Here is an 18,933-nt window from a genome sequence, read left to right as displayed (position 1 = left end):
CATTGTTGCTATTCAGGTAATGTTTTACTCATAAAAATAGATTGAAGGTCGACATGTCCTTCATTCCTCTTAGAAAAGAGCTGCAAACTACTAAAATAACGCTGAACCCTTTATTAAGGGTAAAAGCCGTGGAGTAGGGCTTTTACAAAAGCAAAAAACTATACGAAAACAGCCTTAATCTAAAAGGAGGTCAATTCTAAGACCTCCTCTTTAACTAATGTGTAATTTTGATTTAATCCTTTGGAGTCTATCACCAAATAATTTATCGGCTAACTTTGATCTTAATCCCATATAACCATAAACCACTGCGCCAATTCCACCGCAAATAATAACGATGATCAATGATTGGATTTTTGAATCAGTCGTTAAGAATAGTGTAAGGAGCTTATATACCAATAAAACGACTACAGCCATGACCCCATTCATTAGCAGAATGAATATCGTTCTTCTAATAATGATTTTAAATGGATATTTGGCAAAAATCTTAATGACAATTAAATTAATTAGTATCGTTGCTGTATATCCAAGAGCAGTTGCATATACTGCCCCTTCAGTCTCATATAATTTCATTAATGGAATATTTAAACTTAACTTAACCAATAACCCTACTAATAAACTCAATACTGTAAATCTTTGTTCATTAATTCCTTGAAGGATAGCAGCTGTAACTGAAAACAAAGCAAATAAAATAGCAACTGGTGCATAGGTAGCTAATACATCTGTACCGAATTTACTATGTTCATAAAATACAGTATAAATAGGTTCCGCTAATAAAGATAAACCAATAGCTGCTGGTACAGTTATGAAAAGAAGAACCTGAAAAGTTTGGTCCACTTGACGAACTAATGTATGTCTATTCCCTACTGCATAAGATTCTGTTATGAGTGGTACTAATGTTAAAGAAAAGGCAGTAGCTAATGAAACTGGAATGATAACTAATTTATGAGTGGAGAAATTTAAAACTCCGAGATGCTCAAGTGAAATTGCTCGACTATATGTTAGTTGATCAATCCCTTGATATAATGAATTAGCAATTCCGACTAAAATAAAAGGAAAAGCATAAACGAAGATTTCCTTATACATAGAAATTAAGGATATCTGCATTTTTCCTTTATCATGTTCAAGTAATTCATCAAAATGATGCTTTCTTTTTCTCCAGTACCATAAGAGTGTAATAAGACTTGCAATTCCTCCAATAAAAGCTGCAAATGTTGCTGCACTAATGGCAGAAACCATACTGCCTTTAAGTATTTTTAATACAAAAAAGGCACCGAATAATAAAAATACAATACGAATAATTTGTTCAATAACCTGTGAAACCGCAGATGGTCCCATCGATTGATGTCCTTGAAAATATCCCCTTAATAAACTCATTACCGGTATGATAATTAGAGCAAAACTAACAGCTCGAATAACTGTTGCAACTTCAGCAATAGTATATGGACTATCCGCTTTGTTCATAGACATTTCCGCAAAAAACGGCGCAAATATATACATGATTAAAAAGCTGACGATTCCTGTGATCAACATCAGCAATATACCAGATTTAAATAATTTTCTTCCAACAGCATATTCTTCCAATGCATTATATTTCGCTATATATTTTGATACCGCTAATGGAACACCTGCAGTTGCAATACTTATAAATATTGTATATGGGACATAACCAAATTGGTAAAGGGCTGCTGGCTCAGACCCACCTATAATTGCATAAAAAGGGATTACATAAAATAATCCTATTATCTTTGATATAATAGTCCCTAGTGTTAATATAAATGTACCTCTTATTAGTTTCGAAGACATACGATCCCTCAATTTTAAAAATTAAATTGCACTAATAAGTAGTGTACCTCTTACAAGATTAATTGACAATTTATTAGAGTAATCTTTTTTTTCTTGAACATAATTTTTACAAAAGGTGTGAAATAATGAAATATGATGTAATTGTTATTGGTGGAGGGCCATCAGGACTTATGGCTTCTATTGCAGCAGGTGAAAACGGATCAAAAGTTCTATTACTGGATAAAGGAAATAAATTAGGAAGAAAACTCGCTATATCTGGTGGAGGCAGGTGCAATGTTACCAATAGATTGCCTATTGATGAAATAGTAAAACATATTCCTGGGAATGGACGTTTCCTGTATAGCGCTTTTTCGATCTTTAATAATGAAGACATTATTCGTTTTTTTGAGGACTTAGGCATTGAATTAAAGGAAGAGGATCATGGAAGAATGTTCCCCGTTTCTGATCGTGCTCAATCTGTCGTAGATGCCCTTTTAGATAAGTTATCAAAATTAAATGTCGAGATTCGAACAAATACAGCTGTCAAAGACATATGCTATGCCAACGGTTGCGTTGAAAGTGTTGAGCTTATGACTGGAGAGAAATTACCTACTAGTGCTGTAGTGGTTGCAGTTGGAGGAAAATCTGTTCCTCAAACAGGTTCAACAGGAGATGGTTTTCCTTGGGCTGAAAAAGCTGGACATACCATTTCAGAATTATTTCCTACAGAAGTTCCAGTGACCTCAAATGAGCCTTTTATAAAGGACAAGCTACTTCAGGGCCTGTCATTAAGAGATGTAGCAGTAAGTGTTTTAAATCCAAAGGGTAAAGCGATAATTACCCATCAAATGGATATGATATTCACTCATTTTGGCATATCAGGTCCCGCTGTACTTAGATGTAGTCAGTTTGTTGTTAAAGCGATGAAAAAGTGGAACTTAAAGGAAGTATTGATGAGTATTGATGCCCTTCCCGATTACAATGAAGAAGAGCTATTTCAAAAAATAATGAAAATCATCAAAGAAGAGCCTAAAAAAGTAATTAAGAATTCATTGAAAGGATTAGTTCCGGAACGCTATTTACTCTTTTTGCTTGAATTCAACCAAATAGATGTAAATACACAAGGTGGTACTATTTCAACAGAGTTAATTAGAAAATTTGTGAAGTCTTGTAAACAATTTCAGTTTCATGTAAACGGTACGCTCCCATTAGAAAAAGCATTTGTCACAGGGGGTGGAGTCTCTGTAAAAGAAATTGAACCAAAGACAATGGCATCTAAACTTATGCATGGCCTATATTTTTGTGGTGAGGTACTAGATATCTATGGATATACAGGTGGCTATAATATTACTTCAGCATTAGTGACTGGAAGATTAGCTGGCATGAATGCAGCCCTAAAATAAAAGGAGTCTACCTAGATAGTGCACCCTCCATTTTAGACATCGTTTAAAATGAAGAGGTGCACCTCATTTAGGTCACATTTTATTTACGATACATCACCAAAGCACTAAAACAATAAATTTGTTCTTCATTTTCCTCAGTCATTGCTGCTACATGAAATTTAATGTCTATAAGCTTATCTTCTTCTAAGCGGCTTAAAAATTGATTAACATCCTCTTCTAAATCCTTCTCATGCTCACAATCAAATACTTTTACCTGAACCATTTTAATCTTCTCCTTTAATTGAATAGTATTTATTATTGACAAAAAGTAATAATATTCAATCAAAGTTTTCAGCTCTTTTCTTAGTAATTGAAGGGAATTATAGGTCTCCAATATTTATTGGATAACACTTTGGCTAAATAGTAACAATGTTTGCGAAAAGAGCCAAAAAAAAAGAACCAACTGCATTTCTTGTGCAGTTGGTTTCTCTCTTATAATTTCGGCTTTGTTACACCTGTCCAATTAAGCATGCCACCCTCCATATTCACGACTTTATAGCCATTATCTTGAAGAAATTGACAAACCCTGGCACTTCGACCTCCAGAACGACAAATCATTATGTATTCCACATTTTGGTCTAATTGATCTAATGACTCTGGAATTTCTCCCATTGGTATATGCTTTGCTTCTGGTATCATTCCTTCCGCCACTTCATCAGCCTCACGAACATCTATTAAATTTAGTTTTTCTCCTTTTTCCAGCTTTTCCTTCAATTCATCAGGAGTAATAATTGGAAATTCACTCATTCACACGTCTTCCTTTCAATAAATAATATTCTTTTGCTATTATACCAAAATTATTATTAAAGGAATAATTAAGGCTCTTTTACAAGATGTTGTTTTTATAGAGAACATCCGATTAAAACCAATTTCAAGAGTTTTACAGTAAAAATACTCCATTTTAGAGCGAAAATCAACGAACTAGATCAGCAACTAAAATAAATCGTTTAGGTGCATCTCCAATATAGTTAAAAGGATAACAAGTTGTGACAGTTAATGTTGCTCTAGGTTTTGGAACAATTACCGTTCGATCATCTGCATCAACGATTTTAATTTTCTTAATTTTATAGGTGAATTGTCCAGCAGATGTCTTTACGATTAATTCATCATCTTTTTTCATTTCACCTAACTTGCGAAAAACAGTGTCCCGATGCCCTGATAGTACCGAATTGTCTTTTTCACCAGGCAGTACACTTTTTGAAAAATGACCAACACCCTTCACTAGCTCCTCGTCTTCTGCCCCTTCATAAATTGGTAAATCCGCATTGATTTTTGGAATAACTAATTTTCCAATTATGTCACCTTTTTTCGGAGCTTTTTGATAAAGCTTCCTACTGTTTTCAGTTTTCGGTTCCAAAGTGGTTATGTATTCATCGTTGGGATGTTGTAAATAAAACAACCTATATCCATTCATGCTTATAATCCATATTCCACATAAAATAAATATACAACCGAAAATAAAAAGAAGGATTTTTTTCGTCCTCATATTTTCTTTGTTCGCCACCTACGTAGCACTAGACTACCTACGATAAGCATAGCAAGTCCACCTAATATATTATCAACATAGTGTCCAGCAGTATTCGGTAATTTACCGCCTTTTATTGTTTTCTTAACTGGTTTGGTTATACTTTTTTCAACTTTTTCTACCTTATTAATCGTATCAGTAATCAATTCAGAACCAAATAGATTTGCTGAAATCATCATATCTGCTAAAAAATCACCATTATAATTATATAATTCGATAGATAGATTATATCCATTCGTTGTTTCAAGCTTGGTTAATTCATTCAATGTTATTGGTTTTTTATCTGTACCTTTTACTAAATAGAACTTAGCATCTAGTTTAAATAATGCTAGGATTTCTTGATATGCTTGAATAATCTCTTGAATCTGATCGTCTGATAAATCTGTCTCGCTTTCAAAATCCCCAATCGCCATCATACGCTCAGAAATGGCTTCAAGCTTTTGCTCCATTTTTTCATCCATATCAATGGACATAAAATGATTCAGCAAATTTTCAACTTCATCATCTGTTATCCCAATTTCTTTAAAAATATCAGAGAATATCTCTGAATCATCTGTATAAGCAAGAATTGCATTATCGAGGTCTTCAATATATTTGTATTGGTCGATAGAATCTCCATTACTTGAAAGTAATTCTATTAGTTCCTCATAACTCATATCATAATCTTCTAATAAAGATTTTAGATTTTCCTTCGTGATTGGTGTACCGATATAAAAAGAAATGGTCTCATCTAAAGTATTGATAAAACGATAAACATCATTTAGATTATCCTCTTTATCTATTTCTCCATTTTCTACTAAGAAATCCTTAAGATCTGCTTCATCTTTAAATTGATACTCTACGATTAATTTTTGTAAATTATCATTATTAATAGGTTCTCCTAGAAACTCCTTCAATTCAACCACCGAAGAAAATGAATCAATATTTTCATCATAAAAGTATTCTAAAAAGTCATTCAATTCTTCCTCTGACATATCAATATCTTCAAAATATGACATGAGCTCCTCTTCAAAAGATGCTGCCGAACTTAAACTTGGTAAAAAATTTAAACATACAATAAATGCTGTGATAAATAAAAAAATCTTTTTCAACTTTTTTCCCCCATTATTATTAAATAAATACTTTCATACTATAAGCTAGAAAATTTTTTTAAGATAGTATTGATTTTTTTATTTCGTTTATGTAAAATATCAAATATTTTTTTCACCATAAAAAAAGGGCAGAAACCTTAATAAATAAGGATTCTGCCTTGTAATCAAATTATAATCTTTCACAAAAACAATCATTATTCTACCTGTATTTCCCTTTAATTCCATCATTTTTATTAGTTTGCAACAATGTTAACTAGCTTTCCAGGGACAGCAATCACTTTACGGATCGTTTTTCCATCAATCAATTCTTTTACTTTTTCATCCTCCATTACGAATGCTTCAAGTTGTTCACGAGAAATTTCGCTTGAAACCATCATTTTCGAACGGACTTTACCATTAAGCTGTACAACGATTTCAACTTCTGCATCAACTAGTTTCGATTCATCGAAACTTGGCCATGCTTCATAAGTGATTGTACCTTCATGCCCTAATTTACTCCATAGTTCCTCAGCAATATGTGGGCAAATTGGTGAAAGTAATTTAACGAAGCCTTCAATATATTCTTTCGGTAGAACATCAGATTTATATGCTTCATTAATGAATACCATCATTTGTGAAATTGCTGTATTAAATCCAAGTTGATTAAAGTCTTCCGTTACCTTTTTCACCGTCTGATGATACACTTTTTCAAGCACATCAGAATGTCCTTGCTGAACTTTGCTTGTAATTTCACCTGTTTCATCAACAAGTAAGCGCCACACACGGTCAAGGAATCTTCTTGCACCATCTAATCCGTTGGTTGACCAAGCAATCGATGCATCTAAAGGTCCCATAAACATTTCATATAGACGTAATGTATCTGCTCCATGACTATCAATAATATGATCTGGATTAACAACATTTCCTTTTGATTTACTCATTTTTTCATTGTTTTCTCCAAGGATCATCCCTTGATTAAATAATTTTTGGAATGGTTCTTTAGTTGGAACAACACCGATATCATACAAGAATTTATGCCAGAAACGTGCATATAACAAATGAAGAACAGCATGCTCTTGACCACCAATATAAATATCAACAGGAAGCCATTTTTTTAATTTTTCAAAGTCTGCCAAGGCATTTTCATTTTTAGGATCTACATAACGTAGGAAATACCAACTGCTACCTGCCCATTGAGGCATTGTATTTGTTTCTCGACGACCTTTTTTACCAGTAGCTGGATCAACAACATTTACCCAATCACTAGCATTCGCAAGTGGTGATTCTCCTGTTCCAGATGGTTTGATTTCTTTCATTACTGGGAGTGTCAACGGAAGTTGATCTTCAGGAACAGTAGTCATTGTTCCATCTTCCCAATGAATAATAGGAATTGGTTCACCCCAATAACGTTGACGGCTAAATAACCAATCTCTTAAACGGTAAGTTATTTTTTTCGTTCCTATATTTTTTTCTTCGAGCCACGCAATCATCTTCGAAATAGCGTCTTCTTTGTTTAATCCATCAAGGAAACCAGAGTTGATATGTTCTCCATCTCCTGTATATGCCTCTTTATCCACGTCGCCACCAGCAACGACTGCTTTAATTTCTAATCCAAATTTCTTCGCAAACTCATAATCGCGTTCATCATGTGCTGGAACTGCCATAATTGCTCCTGTCCCATAACTCATTAGAACATAATCAGCAATCCAAATTGGCATTTTTTCATTATTGACTGGATTAATTGCATACGCTCCTGTAAAAACACCTGTTTTATCTTTCGCTAAATCTGTTCTTTCTAAATCGCTTTTTGATTTAATTTGCTCAAGATAATTTTCAATCGCTTGCTTTTGTTCCTCTGTTGTAATGTCATTAACGAGCGGGTGTTCAGGTGCTAAAACTGCATAAGTAGCGCCAAACAAAGTATCTGGACGAGTTGTAAATACTGTGAAATTTTTACCTGTGCCTTCAATAGTAAAAGTTACTTCAGCACCCTCTGAACGGCCAATCCAGTTACGTTGCATATCCTTTAGATTTTCTGGCCAATCAACGTCTTCTAAATCATCAATTAAACGATCCGCATAAGCAGTAATTTTAAGCATCCATTGTTTCATCGGACGACGTTCAACAGGGTGGCCGCCACGTTCACTCTTACCATCGATAACCTCTTCATTGGCAAGAACTGTCCCAAGAGCTGGACACCAGTTAACAGGAACTTCATCGACATAAGCAAGTCCTTTTTCGTATAGCTTTAGAAAAATCCATTGCGTCCATTTATAGTAATTAGGGTCAGTTGTATTTACCTCACGCTCCCAATCATATGAGAACCCTAGCTCTTTTATTTGACGAGTAAACGTATTAATATTATGCTTTGTGAATTCCACTACATCGTTACCTGTATCAATTGCATATTGTTCGGCAGGTAATCCGAATGCGTCCCATCCCATTGGATGAAGTACATTATATCCTTGCATTCTTTTCATTCTTGATACAATATCTGTTGCAGTATATCCTTCTGGATGACCAACATGAAGACCCACACCAGATGGATAAGGAAACATATCTAATGCATAAAAATTAGGCTTATTCTCGTCTTCAGTTGTTTTAAATGTTTTATTCTCTTCCCAAAACTTTTGCCATTTTTCTTCAATTTCATGATGATTAAAACTCATGTAAAATCCTCCTTCTTTATCAATGACCCTTTTCTCAGTTAAATAAAGAGTTGCCTTTTACTTAACTTAAATAGTTAAACTTACCTAACTAGCAACAATGTTTAAGAATAGAGCCTTAAAAAACAATATAAAAAGCCTCTCATCCCTATTAAAGGGACGAGAGGCTGTATATTCTCCCGCGGTACCACCCAAATTAGTGTAAACCACTCACTTCATTCATCCTTAACGCGGAAAACGGCAAATATTACTTAATTGATGTTCACATTTGCAACTCCAAGGTGAGTTCATGATGTTCCTGATTGGCTTGCACCGACCGCCAACTCTCTTATCAAGGAGATCATCACTACTATTCCTTCTCAACGTTTAGCTATCTGATAATTGTATTCACCATTGTAACCAATATTATACTTATTATCAAGTACATTTTACTATTTTAATTATAAATAGTCTTCCTTACATAGGTATGGATTGTTTATCTACTTTTGATTTTGATTTAAGTGGGCGATCATATATTAATGATAAGATAATGGAAACGATTAGTAATACAATAAGAGCTTTAAATAATAATGACATACTATATACATCCACTAAAATTCCGCCCAATAATGGACCAATCATTCTCCCACCCGTTGCTGTACTATTAACAATTCCTTGGAAAAATCCTTCTTTTCCTTTAGGTGCTAACTTATCGGCTATGGTTGGTACAGTTGGCCATACAAACATTTCTCCGATGGTAAGTATAATCATCGCAGTTAAAAATCCTTTAAAATCAGAAGCAAAACTGGCAATTCCAAATGAACACATAAAAATAACAATACCTGTAATAATTGGACCTTTTAGATTTGTACCGAACAGTTTCATTATAGGATTTAACAATGGTTGACCAAGGACAATTAATGCACCATTTATTGTCCACAACATACTATATTGACTTAAGGAAATGTTAATTTCTTGTGTATAAGTAGCAATCGTTGACTGCCATTGAACATAACCAACCCAACACAATAAATAGCCTGCACATAAGATCATTAAAGAAATAAACTTTGTTTTGTTCTTAATTGGTTTTTTCTCATGAATAACAGAGGTATGATTCCCTTGTTCGGATTTTATATTGCGATATCCAAAAAATGAAATGAAGAAAAAAACAATAAACATAAGTAAATTAGCAATAAAAATATAATCAAAGGAAAAGGAAGCTACAAAACCTCCTAATGCTGAACCGACTGCAACTCCAAAATTCTGTGCAATGTAAATAGCATTGAATGCCTTTCTTCCTCCCTCTTTCCAAACGGAGCCCGCCATTGCAAAAATAGCTGGAGGAATAATCCCTGAGCCAAACCCGATAACAGTTAAAAAGATTGCATATGTTGGCCATTCATGCCAAAAAGTCATACCAATCAAAGAAAATATGGTGATAAATACTCCAATTAATATCGTACGATAACCACCAAACTTATCATAAAAACTTCCACCTAATAAATTTCCTAGTACACTTGCAGCAGAATTTAACATTAATACGATACCTGCCACAGATAAAGATTTCCCTAGATGATCATGCATGTAGATAGCATTTAAAGGCCATAAAAAAGAAGAGCCCGTTACATTTACCATCATACCGATTACCAACATCCATAATGACTTTGGCATGAAACCGCCCCCTCCCCCATTATTTATATAAGTACTAAATAAATTCACTTAAATTATTTATTAGTACATGAGTTATTTAACTTAATCTCCTTAATCACCTTCCCAATTTTATTCCTTTTCGCTACACTCTACAAGTACCAATCAACCAAGAATGTAAACACATAATATTCAGTTAAATAAGGTTGATCTTTCCTATATTTTATTTATAGTAAATTCTACAAACAGAAAGGGTCGACTCAATGAAGATGCTTCAAACACCTTTTTGAGTCAACCCTATAATTTAATCTGGCTTTTCTATACGTTGTTTTGAGCGGATTGGTTGGCTTTTTTTTGCATTTTGTTTCTTCAGTTGTTTTACTGGATCATACTCCCTACCTAACTCCATATCTTGATTATTGATGCCATTTTTAGTTTTTTGTTCTGGATTATTTGCCTTCGATCTTTTTTTCATGATATCCTCCTATATTGGCCGATCATGATTTAACAAAATCATTTGATTTTGTATTTGTTGAAGTTGTAATCTCATCCGATGTAATTGTTCCCTTTGCTGTGAATTCGCACTGTTTGATAGTTGGGCTAACTCATTATAGGAATTCTCCAAACCTTGGAGAGCATCTTGATATTCATTATCATAATAATGTTCCTGACGACTTCCCTCAATAAACTGTTCTTTTGCATATTGAATAGCTTCTTCACATTTTTGGATATGTTCACCAACCGATTGTCTAGTGGCCAACTTCATCCCCACTTTCATATGCTTTTTGAAGCAATCGCTTCTTCTTTATTTTGTTCATTTATATACTTACTATGTTGGCAATCGAAGGAATCAAGATTAGACTGGTTTGATTGTACATGATAAAATTTGAATGATTTTTATATTAATTTTGAAATTGGAGATTTGCCATGAAACTTATGAAAGTAATTGATTTTGCTCATAGCTTACTAAAGGAAAGTGTAACGAAGAAGGAAATAGTTGTTGATGCCACTGTTGGAAATGGCTATGATACTGAATTTTTAGCAAATTTAGTTGGCCCTAAAGGTAGGGTATTTGGATTTGATATCCAGAAAATGGCTATCGAACAGGCAAAAAGGTATTTAGCTGAAAAAACATGTACTGAAAATATAGTACTGATAAATAAAGGTCATGAAACACTTAAAGATTCGATTCCAGAACAATATCATGGGCAAGTTGCAGGAGCAATCTTTAATCTAGGTTATTTACCTGGTGGGGATAAACAAATTATTACTCATGGGAATACAACCATAAATGCCCTCAAGCAATTATTAGAAATAATGAAGCCTGGAGCTCTTATTGTTCTTGTTATTTATCATGGTCATCCAGGTGGGGAGATTGAGCGTGATCAAGTTTTAAACTTTGTACAAACTATTGATCAAAAAAAGGCACATGTACTTCAATACCAATTTATTAACCAGATCAATCAACCGCCATTTGTCATTGCAATTGAAAAACGATAATCATTCAGTTGATTATCGTTTTTTAGGTATTTTCTCAAGCATTGTTTTTTTAAGTATAGTCTTAACTAATGGCTCTTTTCTCAAACATTGTTCCTATTTAAGGAAAGTTTCAACTAACTACTATCAGTTGAAGACCGTTACATCTATCATTTCACTGAGAAAAGAGCTGGAAACTCCATAAGATCGCTGATCATTTATTATGTTTAAAAGCCGGGCAGTTGGTTTTTAAACATGCAAAAACTACATAAAAACTGTCGATCATTAACCAATTTCCGCACTTTTCTTTTTCGATTTTAAAATTATTTTTACTACGCCACTTGGTACCATACTTTGCACTTTACGATATGCACGCCCATTCCAATAAAAGAAACGACTAATCGATCCACCATGTTTAATCATTTTTCTCGAAATTCTTTGCACATCTTTTTGTTTATTTACCTTATTATCCGATAAATATACAGCTAATAACCCACGATTGATTAATTTATGGAAAGTCTGGTCTGGTAATTTATCGGTATGTTTATCTGCTTCAGTTAGAAAATGGGTCAATCTTTTCAATAAATGTTCATTGTTTTCATAATAGAAACAGAAATTTAAATCTCCCCCTTCGCGATCCTCCTCCTGATCAATAAAATAATCTAGAAGGATATGTAATCCTTGAATATATGGGAAATAACCATTACGTATACTTGTAGCATGTTCCTCTTTAAAATCCTCACGTAATGCATAAGAGACTAGACAAAAAACTCCAAGTGTTGAACCAGAACAAGCGGAAAATTCGTACCAGTCCATTTCTGGTAAGGAATCTTTATATTTTTCAAACCATTCTTGTAACCGTCCCTCTCTCTCATCAACCTTTACATGTTTATGTATTTGTAAATCACAATACTAGGAACATAGTTCCAATAATGGTTCCTTGATTAAATGATAATTCTTCAGTCTGGTTAAAACCTTTTGGCATGTGAGGACTAAATCATGTAAATATCCACCATCATTTTGATCAGATCGCAGTCGATAATAATTTTTCGGCTCTGCCCCAACTGTTAATGAATCTTTCATTGATTCGTGTAATGCAGCAAAATCATCCGGATCTAACGATGTACTTCGATCACATAAGTTATCGAGATAATCACTTATTGTTTGATATGCGACGATAAATTCAATCGCTTCATCTCGCCTCTCTAATGCAAGAAGACCAAGAATAGACCCACCTTCGCAATGGAATGTTTTATGATTAATACTTGCTAATGCTTGATTCTTTAGCTCCTTATTTGGGATAGATGCCGCCTTCTCTTTCCATTGCAGTAGCTCACGATGGACACTAGGAAAAACCCTTTTGTACACCTGAGTCATTAATGAAATAGGATGTGATGGAACTGACATATTTTTCGGATCACCTCATTTTATGATATAACCTAATGAACTCAGTCTTGTTTCCACAAAATTTTTCGCATATTGGAATACCTCTTCTCGTTCAGGTTCACTAAATATTTCGTGATAACTTTCTGGCCATATTTTGTACTGTTTCTCAGATAGTGAAACTTTATTAAACCAATCATTCACTGCTAACTTATTAATAATTTTATCATTTCCACCTTGTAACACGAGTAAAGGAATATCTGGTACATTTGATATTTTTGAAGTAGCTAATTTCATCGCCTTTAAAAGCTCCCGATACCATCTAACTGAAACTTTAGTAACATATAGTGTATCGTTTAATGCCAAATCCTTCGCCTCTTCATTTCTTGTCACTGACTCAATGGATAATCCACTTGAGAATTTTAATTGGGGAGCAACACGATTTAAAAATATCGATAACACTCCTAAAAAACTCGATGGATATTTTACTAAATCTAAACATGGTGCAGAGAGGATAACACCTGCTAAATTTAACTTTTCCTCTTGGATTGTTCGAATAACCGCAAGTCCTCCCATACTATGTCCTAATAAAAATACCGGTACATTAAATTGATAAGAAGTTTGTACCCAATCTTTTATTTCAAAAATATATTCATCAAAGGATTCGATATGCCCTCGCTGCGATCTACTTGTCATTCCTTGTCCAGGTAGATCACCCATAATCACATGAAATCCTGAAGATCGCCACATCTCAATAAGCCAATTATATCTTCCATGATGTTCCATCGCACCGTGAACGATAACAATGACAGCTTTTGGATCTTCATCGGCTTCCCATTTCCACATATCTGAAACCTCCTCTTCTTTGCATTGTAATACTTAACTATTTTAAATGAAACCGATTGATATGAAAAGGATTTGACTATTCCGTGGCAAAGCAAGAATAATTTATCATTTTTCTTATTGTACCCATTATAAAATAATGACAAAATAAAATAGAAAATAATACACAATTAATTTATGGAATAGAAGGGATTGGGTCAAATGATTTACCCATATAAGGGGAAACTGCCTAAAATTGCTGATTCGGCATATATTGCAGATTATGTCACGATTTCTGGAGATGTAGAAATCGGTGAAGAATCTAGTATTTGGTTTAATACGACCATTCGTGGGGATGTTGCACCAACTATTATTGGGAAAAAAGTAAATATACAAGATAATTCAGTCTTACATCAAAGCCCAAATAATCCATTAATTATTGAAGATGAAGTAACCATAGGACATCAAGTAATTTTACATAGCTGTAAAATTAGAAAGAAAGCACTTATTGGGATGGGGTCGATTATTTTAGATCGTGCAGAAATCGGTGAAGGAGCATTTATCGGAGCTGGTAGTCTCGTCCCCCAAGGGAAAGTCATTCCTCCAAATACACTAGCCTTTGGCAGACCGGCAAAAGTGATTAGAACATTAAACAATGAGGATATCCAAGATATGATTAGAATTTCAAAAGAATATGCTGAAAAAGGGAAATACTATAAATCAATACAAAAGTAAAACATACAATACTTCGTTATATTAATTGTATGCTCGAAATAAAAAGTTAGTAAACGATATAATTTAAATTTGCTGCTTTCTAAATAATTTGTTGAATGGTGACATTCTTCACTAAAACATTGCAGATTATTGTCGATGTAAATAGTAAAGATGATGGAATAAGGTGATTATTAATGAAATCTATTCTCTCTATTTTTGCTATTTTTCTATTGGCATCTATTGTTTTTTTATTTGGTTATATAAATAAAGAAGATAACAGCTTTGCCTTTGAGGAAAATCAAAAATTGACAGAAACCTTGTCTGCTTCAGATCAATATAAAATTATTAAACTAAAAGATAAGGTCCTTCTTGATATACCTGTTATTTCTCAATTTCCTGAGTTGGCACGCGGCTGTGAAGTAACAAGCCTATCGATGCTTCTACTAGCAGCTGGAATTAATAAGGATAAGATGGCTTTAGCGAGTGAAATTGAAAAAGATCCGACTCCTCAATCTGTAGTCAATGGAAAAGTGTATTTTGGGAATCCACATAAGGGGTTTGTTGGCAATATATATACATATGATCAACCAGGATTAGGAGTGTATGTTGAACCTATAGTTAAACTGGCTGAAAAATATTTACCTGGGAAAATTGTCAATTTAACGAATTCAACATTTGAAGACTTAAAAATATATTTATCAGATAAACGTCCAGTATGGGTTATTATTAATACAAAGTATCAACAACTTTCGGATTCTTACTTCAAAACATGGTACACCGAAGAGGGACCCATTCGAGTTACTAGTAAGGAACACTCTGTATTAGTCACTGGGTATGATAAGGAATATATTTATTTTAACGATCCACTAACAGGAACAAAAAATAAAAAAGCACCCATTGTCGACTTTAAAAAAGCCTGGGTGCAAATGGGCAGCCAAGCAATTACATTCCAAAATTAGGTCTGTAATCATTGGCTGTTTTTTTATAATGTTGCAGCTGATAGCTTATATTGTTTCTGGAAATCGTATTTCTCTTCAACATACACTGCATGCCAGATCATAAATACAAGAACCGTCCAAATTTTACGGCTATGATCCATTTTTCCTTGACAGTGCTCCTCTAATAAATTCAAAACATAATGTTTATTAATAATATGATCAGTTGCACTTTCATGAATGATTTGTTTCGCCCAATCATTCATTTCATTTTTTAACCAGTGGCGAATTGGGACGGGAAATCCTAATTTCTTTCGATTAAGAACATGATCAGGTACAACCCCTTCAGCCGCTTTTCTTAAAATATATTTGGTTGTATTATTTGCTGTTTTTAAACTAGTTGGTATTTTCGATGCGATTTTAAATACTTCTTTATCTAAAAATGGAACGCGCAATTCCAAGGAATGTGCCATTGTCATTTTATCTGCCTTTAAAAGAATATCTCCACGCATCCATGTATGGATATCAATGTACTGCATACGATCAACCGGATCATATCCTTTTGTTTCTGCATAAAGTGGTTTAGTTATATCTGTATAATCTATACCTGTTCGATACTGAGCTAATAAATCCTTTTTCTCTGCTTCAGTATACATTTTGGCATTTCCAATATATCTTTGTTCCATTGGAGTCACACCGCGTTCAATAAAGCTTTTTCCTTTTACTCCCTCAGGTAAAATTTTTGCTAATGCTTTTAACAAAGATTTTCCAATCGCAGGAATTTTGTCAAACACTTCTAATGATTGCGGTTCACGATAAATATTATATCCACCAAATAGCTCGTCTGCACCTTCACCAGATAATACAACAGTTACATGTTTTCTCGCTTCACGTGCGACGAAATACAATGGAACACATGCAGGATCAGCAAGTGGATCATCTAAATGCCAGATGATTTTAGGAAGTTCTTTCATATATTCTTCAGGTGAGATGATATAACTAATATTCTCAACACCTAATTTTTCTGCTGTTTCCTTAGCCACATCAATTTCACTAAACCCATTATGTTCAAAACCAACTGAAAATGTTTTAATGTTCGGATGATATTGCTTGGCAATAGATGCGATAATTGAAGAATCAATACCTCCAGATAAGAAGGATCCTACCGGAACATCACTTCGCATATGGACGTTTACTGAATCAAATAATACATCCCTAATTTCTTTAACAAATTCATCCTCTGATTTTTGAACTGGTTGGAAAGAGGCTTTCCAATAACGTTCAATCTTCATCTTCTCTCCAGGCTTTTTCGTAAAATAATGTCCTGGTTCTAATTTTTTTATTCCTTTTGTCATTGTTTCTGGTTCAGGAACAAATTGATAGGTCATATAATGTTGTGCTGCATCATAATTAAGCTCTTCATGGTCCATTGCAAGTAGAATACTTTTCTTCTCTGATGCAAAGAATGTCCGTTTTTCTTCTTCACGATAGAAAAATGGTTTAATGCCGAATGGATCGCGAGCACCAATTAAAACTTGCTCTTGTTTATCCCAAATCGTAAAAGCAAACATTCCCCTAAGTTTCTCCACCGCTTTTTCTTTATAATGACTATAAAGAGCAATAATTACTTCTGTATCTGAAGAAGTTTCAAAAGTAAGTCCCATCTCAATTAGTTCATTTCTGAGCTCAACATAATTATATATTTCACCATTAAAAATAATCCAATAGCGCTCATTTTCATAGGTTAATGGCTGGTGTCCACTTTCTATATCAATAATACTTAATCTGCGGAAACCAAATTGGATATGCTCATCTTCAAAAAAACCTTCATCATCTGGTCCACGATGTGTAATAATATCATTCATATTCTTAAAAAGCTGTCTATCCGAATCTCTTAAACCAATCTCTCGGTCATGAATACAACCAACAAATCCACACATTTATGTATGTCACCTACTCCATTTCTAATTAACATACTTTATTAAAGGCCAACCGCCTTTTAAAAATACACTCCACTATACTATCATTATTTTACTTTTTTTGCAGTAGACATTATATATATTTTTATGGAAAGAACTACAAGTGAATAACAAACGTGCAAGCATCTTGCTCAGCCCCGCCAAGTTATGGTAACGCTTTTGATTTTCCTTTGGTGAGGTTGTTTGGAATCAGGCTCGACGTAAACAACAATCATGTGATTAATATCTACGGTGCATATTTTCCTTAAGAATAAAAAATGGGGCTACCCATGTAGCCCCATTTCATTCTTTAAAGTGAAAAGTCACGTAATGCTTCTGCTTTGTCTGTTCTCTCCCATGGAAGATCAAGATCATGACGACCGAAATGGCCATATGCAGCTGTTTGCTTGTAAATTGGACGGCGCAAATCAAGCATTTTAATAATCCCAGCTGGACGTAGGTCAAAATGCTTTCTAACTGCTTCGATTAAGATATCCTCTTCAACCTTCCCTGTTCCAAATGTATCAATTGAAATAGACACCGGTTGAGCTACCCCAATCGCGTAAGCAAGTTGAACTTCACACTTATCAGCAAGACCTGCAGCTACAATATTCTTAGCAACATATCTAGCCGCGTAAGCTGCTGAACGGTCAACTTTTGTAGGATCTTTACCAGAGAATGCTCCGCCACCATGACGTGCATAGCCACCATAAGTATCAACAATTATTTTACGACCTGTTAAACCAGCATCACCTTGTGGTCCACCAATTACGAAACGACCAGTCGGATTAATAAAATATTTGGTATTTTCATCGATTAACTCTTTTGGAACTACTGGATTAATCACATATTCTTTCACATTACGTTGAATTTGTTCTAAGCTTATTTCCGGATGATGCTGAGTAGATATGACAATTGTATCAATACGAACAGGTTTGTCATTTTCATCATATTCAACTGTTACCTGGGTTTTAGCATCAGGACGCAAATATGGAAGAATATCCTCTTTACGAACTTCAGAAATTCTTCGTGCTAGCTTATGAGCTAAGGAAATAGGTAATGGCATTAATTCTTTTGTTTCATTACATGCAAATCCAAACATTAACCCTTGGTCACCTGCACCAATAGCCTCAATTTCCTCTTCAGACATCTGACCTTCACGAGCTTCTAATGCTTTATCTACACCCATTGCAATATCTGCAGATTGTTCATCAATAGAAGTTAGCACTGCACATGTTTCTGCGTCAAAGCCATATTTTGCACGAGTATATCCAATTCCTTTAATTGTTTCACGAACAATTTTCGGAATATCCACATATGTACTTGTTGTAATTTCACCAGCAACAAGTACAAGCCCTGTAGTTACAGATGTTTCACATGCTACACGAGCATTTGGATCTTTAGCTAAAATTGCATCTAAAATCCCATCAGAAATTTGATCACAGATTTTATCTGGATGACCTTCTGTTACAGATTCAGATGTGAATAAACGACGCTTTTTTGTCATATTTATTCCTCCCAAAAATTACTTCTA

The 18,933-nt window shown here is 34.1% G+C and carries 16 protein-coding genes, 1 pseudogene and 1 other annotated feature; of the genes and pseudogenes, 4 read left to right on the top strand and 13 right to left on the bottom strand.

The window, feature by feature from the left end; genetic code table 11:
• Window positions 1-210: 210 nt before the first annotated feature.
• Window positions 211-1,803 (bottom strand): putative polysaccharide biosynthesis protein, encoded by a 1,593-nt coding sequence (locus I5818_RS07800; RefSeq protein ID WP_078111186.1) that lies wholly within the window; start codon window positions 1,801-1,803, stop codon window positions 211-213.
• Between the two features lie 125 nt (window positions 1,804-1,928).
• On the opposite strand from I5818_RS07800, the gene I5818_RS07795 reads away from it, so the two are divergent.
• Window positions 1,929-3,185: a BaiN/RdsA family NAD(P)/FAD-dependent oxidoreductase gene (locus tag I5818_RS07795; RefSeq protein WP_078111187.1), complete on the top strand. Its 1,257-nt coding sequence runs from the start codon at window positions 1,929-1,931 to the stop codon at window positions 3,183-3,185.
• A gap of 79 nt (window positions 3,186-3,264) precedes the next feature.
• On the opposite strand, the gene I5818_RS07790 is transcribed toward I5818_RS07795, so the two are convergent.
• From I5818_RS07790 to I5818_RS07755, 8 genes are all read right to left on the bottom strand, one after another.
• Window positions 3,265-3,447 (bottom strand): sporulation protein Cse60, encoded by a 183-nt coding sequence (locus tag I5818_RS07790; protein ID WP_058005615.1) that lies wholly within the window; start codon window positions 3,445-3,447, stop codon window positions 3,265-3,267.
• A gap of 209 nt (window positions 3,448-3,656) precedes the next feature.
• On the bottom strand, window positions 3,657-3,971 hold the full coding sequence (locus I5818_RS07785) for a rhodanese-like domain-containing protein (protein WP_078111188.1): 315 nt from the start codon (window positions 3,969-3,971) through the stop codon (window positions 3,657-3,659).
• Window positions 3,972-4,137: 166 nt separating this feature from the next.
• Window positions 4,138-4,710 (bottom strand): class D sortase, encoded by a 573-nt coding sequence (locus I5818_RS07780; protein WP_078111189.1) that lies wholly within the window; start codon window positions 4,708-4,710, stop codon window positions 4,138-4,140.
• The gene (locus I5818_RS07775; protein WP_209391886.1) at window positions 4,707-5,840 is read right to left on the bottom strand and encodes a processed acidic surface protein; all 1,134 of its coding nucleotides are present in this window, start codon (window positions 5,838-5,840) and stop codon (window positions 4,707-4,709) included. The genes I5818_RS07780 and I5818_RS07775 overlap by 4 nt, the downstream gene beginning before the upstream one ends.
• 233 nt (window positions 5,841-6,073) lie before the next feature.
• The gene (gene leuS, locus I5818_RS07770; RefSeq protein ID WP_078109574.1) at window positions 6,074-8,488 is read right to left on the bottom strand and encodes a leucine--tRNA ligase; all 2,415 of its coding nucleotides are present in this window, start codon (window positions 8,486-8,488) and stop codon (window positions 6,074-6,076) included.
• A gap of 149 nt (window positions 8,489-8,637) precedes the next feature.
• Window positions 8,638-8,857 (bottom strand) — a binding site (T-box leader).
• A gap of 84 nt (window positions 8,858-8,941) precedes the next feature.
• Entirely contained in the window at window positions 8,942-10,135 is a 1,194-nt protein-coding gene (locus tag I5818_RS07765) for an MDR family MFS transporter (RefSeq protein WP_071976916.1), read from the bottom strand.
• A gap of 280 nt (window positions 10,136-10,415) precedes the next feature.
• Entirely contained in the window at window positions 10,416-10,586 is a 171-nt protein-coding gene (locus I5818_RS07760; protein ID WP_058005621.1) for a hypothetical protein, read from the bottom strand.
• A 9-nt stretch (window positions 10,587-10,595) separates the two neighbouring features.
• Window positions 10,596-10,871 carry a YtzC family protein gene (locus tag I5818_RS07755; RefSeq protein WP_071976915.1) on the bottom strand — a complete coding sequence of 92 codons (276 nt, stop codon included), beginning with the start codon at window positions 10,869-10,871 and terminating at the stop codon, window positions 10,596-10,598.
• A gap of 167 nt (window positions 10,872-11,038) precedes the next feature.
• On the opposite strand from I5818_RS07755, the gene mnmM reads away from it, so the two are divergent.
• A complete protein-coding gene (gene mnmM / locus I5818_RS07750; protein ID WP_078109573.1) occupies window positions 11,039-11,611 on the top strand; it encodes a tRNA 5-(aminomethyl)-2-thiouridylate-methyltransferase MnmM in 573 nt (190 codons plus the stop codon).
• Between the two features lie 261 nt (window positions 11,612-11,872).
• On the opposite strand, the pseudogene I5818_RS07745 reads toward mnmM, so the two are convergent.
• Both I5818_RS07745 and I5818_RS07740 read right to left on the bottom strand, forming a co-directional pair.
• A pseudogene (locus tag I5818_RS07745) lies at window positions 11,873-12,994 on the bottom strand (tetraprenyl-beta-curcumene synthase family protein).
• A gap of 15 nt (window positions 12,995-13,009) precedes the next feature.
• A complete protein-coding gene (locus I5818_RS07740) occupies window positions 13,010-13,816 on the bottom strand; it encodes an alpha/beta hydrolase (protein ID WP_078109572.1) in 807 nt (268 codons plus the stop codon).
• A 198-nt stretch (window positions 13,817-14,014) separates the two neighbouring features.
• Here I5818_RS07740 and I5818_RS07735 point away from each other — a divergent pair, with 198 nt between their 5' ends.
• Together I5818_RS07735 and I5818_RS07730 are read left to right on the top strand one after the other, a co-directional pair.
• Complete coding sequence (locus I5818_RS07735) at window positions 14,015-14,527, top strand: gamma carbonic anhydrase (protein WP_071976912.1); 513 nt, start codon at window positions 14,015-14,017, stop codon at window positions 14,525-14,527.
• 173 nt (window positions 14,528-14,700) lie between these two features.
• Window positions 14,701-15,465 carry a C39 family peptidase gene (locus tag I5818_RS07730; protein ID WP_078111354.1) on the top strand — a complete coding sequence of 255 codons (765 nt, stop codon included), beginning with the start codon at window positions 14,701-14,703 and terminating at the stop codon, window positions 15,463-15,465.
• 23 nt (window positions 15,466-15,488) lie between these two features.
• Here the strand turns inward: I5818_RS07730 and asnB are convergent, their stop codons facing one another.
• Window positions 15,489-17,381: an asparagine synthase (glutamine-hydrolyzing) gene (gene asnB, locus I5818_RS07725; protein ID WP_078111355.1), complete on the bottom strand. Its 1,893-nt coding sequence runs from the start codon at window positions 17,379-17,381 to the stop codon at window positions 15,489-15,491.
• Window positions 17,382-17,709: 328 nt separating this feature from the next.
• Window positions 17,710-18,906, bottom strand: coding sequence for a methionine adenosyltransferase (metK, locus tag I5818_RS07720; protein WP_071976910.1), 1,197 nt, complete (start codon window positions 18,904-18,906; stop codon window positions 17,710-17,712).
• Window positions 18,907-18,933 lie beyond the last annotated feature (27 nt).

It is taken from the genome of Heyndrickxia oleronia (genome assembly GCF_017809215.1).
Taxonomy (GTDB): domain Bacteria; phylum Bacillota; class Bacilli; order Bacillales; family Bacillaceae_C; genus Heyndrickxia; species Heyndrickxia oleronia.
The sequence above is the reverse complement of the archived record's forward strand: the minus strand, read 5'-3'. Positions and strand labels throughout refer to the sequence as shown.